Here is a 7,805-nt window from a genome sequence, read left to right as displayed (position 1 = left end):
TGCAGACGGCGTTAAGCAACGCGGCGTTGCGACGTCACGGGTTTTGGATGCCATCCGACCTTGCGGCCACCGTGTGAAGGGCCGCTGCGTTCAACCGCCGGATGCGGAAAACCGCACGTCCGGTGGTATGGGAGGGTGCCGGGGCGCAATCCCCGGCACCCGACCCGATCAGGACCGACAACCTCTGGATACACCGCCCTTGGCCGGGCGTGTTTTTCCAGGATTGCTCGAACGCGGCCGTGCCATAGACTTGGAGCATGATCCAGCGACTCTTGTCCTTTCTCTTTCTTGGCTCCCTGGCCTTGTCTGCGGATCAGGCAGGCCGGAAACACGCCGAGAACGAAATGCACGCTCGACCTGCGGTGACTGTGCGCGTGGGTCAATCCTCGGGGGACTTGACGGGAAGCGACCATCGCGTGTTGCAGGCCGCGGTGGATTATGTCGGCAATTTGGGCGGCGGCACGGTGGAAATCGGGCCGGGAGAATATCTGATGAGGGATTCGCTTCATCTGCGCAGCCGGGTCACGGTGCGCGGGGCGGGGGATCGGACCGTGCTCAAGAAGGACAAGGCGGTGTGGAGTTTGCTGGCGGCGGATGGCGATTTTGGGGAGGCGGCCATCACTGTGCGCGATCGCGAGGGGTTCGAAGTCGGACGGGGGGTGTATGTGGGATCCAAAACCATGCGCAACTTTCACGGCATGTGCGCCACCATTTTGAACGGGAAGGATGGCTATTTCACCCTCAGCCGCTCGTTGAACGCGGATTGCATGGTGGACGACGGTGCGTTTGCCACCACGGTCTTCCCGGTCATCAGCGGCTATCATTTGGAGGACGCGCGCGTCGAGCATTTGACCATCGATGGCAACCGCTCGGAGAATCCCACGCTCATCGATGGGTGCCGCACGGCCGGAATCTTTCTTTACCGGGGCGACAACACGGTCATCGCCCATTGCACCGTGCGAAACTACAACGGAGACGGCATCAGCTTTCAGCAATCCAACGATGTGAAAGTTCAGGATTGCCGGGTGGAACAATGCGGTGGTTTGGGACTGCATCCCGGGAGCGGTTCGCAACGGCCAACCGTCACGGGATGTCGTGCGGTGCGTAACGCCGGGGACGGCCTGTTTTTTTGCTGGCGCGTGCGCGGCGGAGTGGCGGAGTCCAACTACCTGGCGGAAAATGGAGGCTATGGCATGTCCATCGGGCACAAGGACAGCGATAATTTCGTCCGAAAGAACACCATCGTGGGCAATCAGCGCGGTGGCGTGTATTGGCGCGCCGAGTCCGAGGCCATGGCGGCCCATCGCGTGACTTTTGAGCAAAACACGGTCCGGGACAACGAGGGCTGGGGCCTGTTTGTCGATGGCGCCACTCAGGGGACCGTGATTCGAGGCAATCGATTGGAGGACAGCGGAACGGGACGGCAGAAAACGGGAATTCGCATCGGCAAGAAGGTGGGCACGGTACTGCTTGAGGGCAATGAATTCAGCGTCGAAACCCAGGTCGTGGATGAACGCTCCCGGTAACGACCCGGGTTCACCCTCATTCCGGCCGGCAGAAGGGGATTGACGGAATGGCGAGGGTGAAGTTTTTAGCGGCATGCGTCGTTGCGTGCATTGGGGACGTTGCACTTTGATCGTGGCTCTCATGGCGGCGGGATGCCGCGCGTCGAACGTCGATTCGAGCCGGGAGTCGTCCATGCCGTTTCGTCCGGTTGTTCGTCCTCAAGCAGGGGCGCCGAAGGGGAAAACGGGAGGTGGGGTGGCCGGCCAAGAAAAGCCTCCTCCTGCGGGGAAATATCCGTTCGTGCAGGTGGAGTCCGAGGCGGGGAGTGTGGTGTCGGTCAACACCGCGCTCCGTTTTGTGGTGCTCGATTTTACTTTGAAGGAAATGCCTCAGGTGGATCGGAGGTTGTCGCTCTATCGGGCGGGCCGCAAGGTGGGCGAGGTGAAGGTGACGGGCCCGGCCCGGGAGGGGAAGATTGCGGCGGATTTGATTTCGGGCCAGGCGGCGGTCGGCGACGAGACGCGGGAGGAGTAACGGGGAGAATTCGGCAGTTCGCAACCGGTCGAAGGTTGATACGAGCGAGGCGGGTCGGTTAGATCTCACGCATGTCCTTGGCCGTGTCAGTCTTGTTGATGCTTGTGGCGGCATGCGCGAGTTGTTTCTTCGCGCTGGCTGAGACCGCCCTGATGGCCCTGGGCGGCTGGCGGTCCCGCGAATTGGGGGCGCGGGGCGGAAGTCACTCGACGGCGCTCACGGCGCTGCTGGCGGCGCCGCAGGATTACCTGGCGAGCCTCGTATTAGGGAGCAATTTCGCGAACGCCATGATGGTGGCGCTTGGCTGCTGGGTGGCGAGGGAAAGGGATTGGCCGTGGTGGACGGTGCTTCCGCTGCTGGCGGTGTGGATTCTGCTCGTCTGTGAAATCGCCCCCAAAGCGCTGGCGTTGCGCGATCCAAGCCGGTGGGCGGAGCGTTTGGCGCGTCCGACGCTGGGGTTTGAAAGGGGGACCCGGTTGTTCCGCCGCGGGGCGCAAAAACTGAACGAATGGATTCTCGCGGCGTTGCTTCCCCGCTCCGTGCGTCCGCGGACGGGCATTTCCGATGAGGAATACAAGGAGTTGATCGAGTTGGCCTACACTCAGGGCGCGCTGGATCCCTCGGAGAAAGAAATCATTTTGCAGATTATCGGACTGGACCGGCGCACCGCCCGCGACATCATGCGTCCGCGAGCCCAGATGGCATGCATTCCCGACACGCTTTCCATTGAGGAGATGATGGTGGAGGCGCGCCGGCACAAGTTGCGGAGGATTCCCGTGTATGACGGTTCGCCGGACACGATTGTGGGGGTTTTGAACACTCAACGTTTGCTGGCGGATCCGCAGGTGGACCTGATGGAGGCGTTCGAGACTCCTTCGTTCGTGCCGGCCAGCATGAATTTGCTGCAACTTTTCAAGAGCTTACAGCGGCAGAAGCGGGGATTGGCGATCGTGGTGGACGAGTTTGGCGGCACGGCGGGAGTGGTGCGCATGGAGGATATTCTGGAGGAGATGCTGGGTCCCTTGAGGGAGACATCCGGAAAGGAGGCGGCGGTGTTGCGCAAGCTCCAGGCAGGAAAGTGGGAGGCGGGAGGAGGCGTGCTTTTGGAGGATCTGGAGAAGGAACTGGGTTCGATTCCTTTGCCGCCGGGAGTGGCCACGGTGGGAGGGTTGTTGTTGCACACACTGGAAGTGGTGCCCTCGCCGGGGGAATTCGTGACCTTGGGCGGATTCAAGTGGACGGTGACCAAGGCAGAGCCGAGGAGGGTGCGTGAGGTGTTGATTGAAGCGGAAGCGGGGCGGCACCTTTCGGTCCGGCCGGAGGGGGGAAAGTTGTGACCGGCGACATTCCGGTTTGGGGCGCGGGGGTGATGGCGGGTTGCCTTGGGCTTTCGTTTTTATTGTCGGGGATGGAGTCCGGCGTGTTTGCGCTGAGCCGGTTGCGCATCCGGCAGTTGATGCGCACGGGGAGCCGGAGCGCGCGCATCCTCAACGGTTATTTAGAGAATTCGGAGAATTTCTTGTGGGCGATCCTGGTGGGAAACACCCTCGCGAATTTCATTACGTTTACCCTGGCGGTTTACGCCGTGGACGGTTGGATCGGATTGGATCGGGTGTGGGCTTGGTGTTTGTTGTTGGGAGCGGGCTGTTTGTTTTACATGCTGTTTGATTTGCTGCCGAAGATGTTATTTCAGCGGTTCCCGAACCGGCTCTGTCTGGTGCTGGCCCGGCCTTTTCGCGGTATCGAACTGTTGTTGCGTCCGGGGGTGAGGGCGGCGGCCTGGGTGGCGCGAGGGTTGTTGAGGCGGGTTGGGGGAAAGGCGTTCACGGGCAGCTTGTTTGGCGATCGTGAGGAATGGCGTCAATTCATGGCGAAGGGTGGACGCGGGTTGACGGACGATGAGCAAGGCATGGTGCAGCGGGTTTTGGAGTTGCAGCATCGCGTCGCGAGGCAGGCCATGACGCCGCTGGACAAGGTTTGGGGGGCGGACGCGAATGAGACGTTGGCGGAGGTTTTCGAGCGGGCCAAGGATCGATTTGTTCAGGCGGTGCCGGTGTGGAAAGGGGAGGGCAAGCGTGCGGAGATTCTGGGAGTCTTGCCGTTGAGGCATTTGCTTTATGAGTCCTGCCTGGATCGTTCGCGGCGGGTTGGGCAGCTCACTCAGAACGCTTTATTTGTGGAAGAGAGCACGAGACTGGACGAGGTGTTGCGACGGATGCAGAAGGGGGGACAACGGCTGGCCGTGGTGAGAGACGAGAAGGGGAAGCCTGCGGGCGTGTTAGCGCTTTCCGACGTGCTGCTGTCGGTTTTTGGGGAGGTTAGCCTGTGAACCCCAAGGAAGCTGAGGCGGGGTTGTCCATCGGATTGAGCTGGCAAGTGGCGGGGTTGCTGGCGTTGGTGGTGGTGAATGCGATCTTTGTGGCGGCGGAGTTTGCCCTGATCCGGCTGCGGGAGACGCAGTTGCACCCGTTGGTGAAAAAGGGCAACAAACGGGCGGGCATCGCTCTTCGGCTCATTCGCAACATCGAGCCGTGTTTGAGCGCGACGCAGCTTGGCATCACCCTGTGTGGTCTGGGGATCGGAGGCATGGCCACGACTGTATTTGCCGGCGTCCTGTCGCCGGTTTTCGACGTGCTGGGGGTGACGAATCAGGCGGTGCGAACCGTTTCGGTCGTGTTGTTCGGACTTTTTGCGAACACGTTGCTGTTGATCGTGGCCGGCGAGTTGGTGCCCAAAGCGGTGGCGATCCGCCGGACCCTGACGACGGCCCTGTGGATTGTCCACCCGTTGGATTGGTTTTACCGGCTGAGTTATCCGTTTATTTGGCTGTTGAACCACGCTGCGCAGTGGATCCTGGGATTTCTGGGGGTCGAAGAAGGGGGGAAATCGGGACAGGGTCAGAGCGAGGAAGAAATGCGGTTGATGCTGGCGTCGAATGGATCGCCTGGCGGGGACGGGACGTTTGGCCGGAACGTGGTGTTGAACGCGTTTGATCTGAAGCGGCGTGTCGTGCGGGAAGTGATGCGTCCCCGGCGCGAGATTACGGTGTTCAATACTCGAGACTCGCTTGCCGCGTGCCTGGACATTGCGGAGCAAACTCGTTTCAGCCGGTTTCCGTTGTGCGAGGAGGGAGACGTGGATCGAACCCTCGGTTTGATCCATATCAAGGATTTGCACGCCATGCGACGGCCGGAGGGCACGGGCGCCGACCTGGCGCCGGTGGCGCGCGGATTGATTTATGTGCCGCCGTCGGCCCGATTGGAACGTGTGCTGCAGTTGTTGCTGGACCGGAAACTGCATATGGCCCTGGTGGTGGACGAGCACGGGGGCACGGTCGGGCTGATCACGCTGGAGAATATTTTGGAGGAGTTGGTGGGCCAGATCCAGGACGAGTTCGATCAGGAAAAGCCGTTGCTGTCGCGTCTGGATTCGCGCACTTGGGAAGCGTCGGGCGAGTTGCCGCTGCATGATCTGGAAGAATTGCTGGGGGAAAAACTGAGTTCGGCGGACAGCGCCACGGTGACAGGCTTTTTTACTGAACGATTGGGGGGATTTCCCAAGGCAGGGGACAAACTCACCGTGGGATCCTACGAACTGCTCGTGGAGCAGACGGAGGGAGCGAGGGTGGAGAAGCTGAGGATTGTGCGGACGGAAGTTTGATTCGCGGCTGAAGGGACGCAGGTTTATGGAACTTCGTGAGTGCGCCGAGAAGATTCTGTTCAGCGCTGATTTGGAGTCGAAGCTCGGCGCTCCCGGGAACTGGAGCGACGAGCGGCCCGGTGCCGGAATCAAAGCGCCGGCGATGCCGTCCAGGCTTCCAGAACTGCGATTCAAGACGGGGAGCGACGGGCGGGGAAGTTTTCCGCGGGGGCTGCTGCGGGGCGATCGCGAGCGTGGGCAGGCGCTTCATTTTTTCGCGAATCACGAACTGCTGGCGGTGGAACTCATGGCGTTGGTGCTGCTGAAATTTCCGGACGCGCCTCCGGAGTTTCGGCAAGGCGTGTGGCGTACGTTGCGAGACGAGCAGGACCACACGCGGCTCTATCTGGCGCGGATGAAGGCCTGCGGAGTTTGTTTCGGTGAACTGCCCCTGAGCGGTTTCTTCTGGCGCTGTGTGTCCCGCATGGAGAGTCCGATGGATTACGTCGCGGGTTTGAGCCTGACCTTTGAGCAAGCCAACCTCGATTTCTGCCAGCAATTTTCGCGAGCCTTTGGGGAAGCGGGAGATCAGGAGACGGCGGATTTGTTGCAAGGCATCTACCGGGACGAGATCGGGCATGTGGCTCTCGGCTGGAAATGGTTTCAGCACTGGAAATCGGCGGGCGCGAGCGATTGGGAGGCGTTTCGGGGTCTGCTGAAGTTTCCTCTTTCACCGCGGAGGGCGAAGGGCGATGAATTCAATGCGGAAGGACGGCGGCGAGCGGGACTGAACGAGGGGTTCATCTCTGAACTCGCAGTGTTTTCGATGTCGAAGGGAAGGACTCCCTCGGTGTTTTGGTTCAATCCCTTCGAGGAGTTGAGAATGGACGCGGGCCCCGGATTTCAATTGTCCAAGATGCAGGCGGATTTCGCGAGGGACTTGGGGGCGCTGCCGATGTACCTGGCGAGGCGGGACGACGTGGTGCTGGTTCCGGAGCGTCCATCGCGGGAGTTTCTTTCGGCCCGGCAGGCGCAGGGCTTCGATTTACCGGAGTTCGAGGTCACCTCCACCGGGGTGCCGGACCCGTTCAGTCCGTTACGAACACGAAAACTGGGGGAATGGCGTCCCTGGTCGAAGGGTCCGGAAGAGGCTGCTCATGCCGCCGCTTTGGGGTTGGACCAGGAAGCGTCGGGAGATTCCTTTGATTCCCGGAAGCGAACGTGTTTCTCGAAGGCATGGAGTGCGCGTTTTTTGCGGGAATGGCTTGAGACCTCCGAGTGCTGCAGCGGTTTGATCGATCGCGACGCGGTGGGGAGGGAAGTCTCGACGCTGGCTGAGGCGTCGGCGGTGATTGCAACCTGGAGGAACGCGGGATGGCACCGGTTAGTCGTGAAGCGCGAGCACGGTTTCGCGGGGCAAAATGCCCTCCGATTATGGGAACCGGAGGTGCTGGCTCCCCAGTGGCGGTGGATTCAGTCCAGTTTGGCTGGCGGAAGATTGCTCGTGATTGAACCGTGGCTGGACCGCGTGGTGGAGTTCTCGGTCCAGTGTGAAGCGAGGGAAAGCGGCTTGGAGGTTTTGGGCTACACCGGCTTGAAGTGCGATCATCGGGGGCAGTTTGAGTTCAATTGGGCGGGTCCGGATTTCGCGAAGCGGCCGCCTCGGGAGGTGTTGCGGGAACTTCCCTCCTGGCCTCCGCCCGCTTTGACGTGGCCGGCGGTCTTTGCGCGGTTGGGGGAGGCTCTGGGACCGAGATTGCGAGAGTTGGGATATCGAGGAGCGGTGGGGATTGATGCTTTCGTGTTTCGAGACCGGGACGGCGTGGCGCGGGTTAAGCCCGTGGTGGAGATCAATCCTCGCTACACCATGGGGAGAGTGACGTTGGAGCTGATGCGGTTCGTGGCTCCTGGTTCCCGCGCGACGCTTCGGCTGAAAAGCGCGCGGGAGGCTCAGAAGGGAGGGGCTTCGTTGGCGGATTGGGCTCGGGAAGAGGAGCGCCGTCTGCCCGTGCGGTTAAAGGGAACGCCGAAGGGAAGGATCGCCGAAGGGTTTGTTCCTTTGACCGACCCGACGACGGCCCGACGCACGATGGCGGGCTTGTGGGTGGAAGCGCGGGATTGACCCA

Annotated in this window: 7 protein-coding genes; 6 read left to right on the top strand and 1 reads right to left on the bottom strand. The window is 61.3% G+C overall.

Annotation, left to right across the window (positions count from 1 at the left end; genetic code table 11):
• Positions 1 to 34: 34 nt before the first annotated feature.
• Positions 35 to 259, bottom strand: a complete 225-nt coding sequence (locus tag FJ404_13530; GenBank protein MBM3823883.1) for a hypothetical protein — start codon at positions 257 to 259, stop codon at positions 35 to 37.
• Between FJ404_13530 and FJ404_13525 the strand changes: the two genes are divergently transcribed.
• From FJ404_13525 to FJ404_13500, 6 genes are all read left to right on the top strand, one after another.
• Complete coding sequence (locus FJ404_13525) at positions 258 to 1,526, top strand: hypothetical protein (GenBank protein ID MBM3823882.1); 1,269 nt, start codon at positions 258 to 260, stop codon at positions 1,524 to 1,526. The genes FJ404_13530 and FJ404_13525 overlap by 2 nt on opposite strands.
• Before the next feature lie 99 nt (positions 1,527 to 1,625).
• Positions 1,626 to 2,102 carry a hypothetical protein gene (locus tag FJ404_13520; GenBank protein MBM3823881.1) on the top strand — a complete coding sequence of 159 codons (477 nt, stop codon included), beginning with the start codon at positions 1,626 to 1,628 and terminating at the stop codon, positions 2,100 to 2,102.
• Positions 2,103 to 2,111: 9 nt separating this feature from the next.
• On the top strand, positions 2,112 to 3,377 hold the full coding sequence (locus FJ404_13515) for an HlyC/CorC family transporter (protein ID MBM3823880.1): 1,266 nt from the start codon (positions 2,112 to 2,114) through the stop codon (positions 3,375 to 3,377).
• On the top strand, positions 3,374 to 4,369 hold the full coding sequence (locus FJ404_13510) for a DUF21 domain-containing protein (GenBank protein MBM3823879.1): 996 nt from the start codon (positions 3,374 to 3,376) through the stop codon (positions 4,367 to 4,369). Before FJ404_13515 ends, FJ404_13510 begins: the two co-directional genes overlap by 4 nt.
• A gap of 23 nt (positions 4,370 to 4,392) precedes the next feature.
• The gene (locus FJ404_13505; protein MBM3823878.1) at positions 4,393 to 5,700 is read left to right on the top strand and encodes an HlyC/CorC family transporter; all 1,308 of its coding nucleotides are present in this window, start codon (positions 4,393 to 4,395) and stop codon (positions 5,698 to 5,700) included.
• A 25-nt stretch (positions 5,701 to 5,725) separates the two neighbouring features.
• On the top strand, positions 5,726 to 7,801 hold the full coding sequence (locus FJ404_13500) for a ferritin-like domain-containing protein (GenBank protein ID MBM3823877.1): 2,076 nt from the start codon (positions 5,726 to 5,728) through the stop codon (positions 7,799 to 7,801).
• The last annotated feature ends 4 nt before the right edge of the window (positions 7,802 to 7,805 follow it).

The sequence above is a fragment of the Verrucomicrobiota bacterium genome (assembly GCA_016871495.1).
GTDB lineage: Bacteria > Verrucomicrobiota > Verrucomicrobiia > Limisphaerales > VHDF01 > VHDF01.
This window is presented reverse-complemented; position numbering and strand designations above follow the sequence as displayed.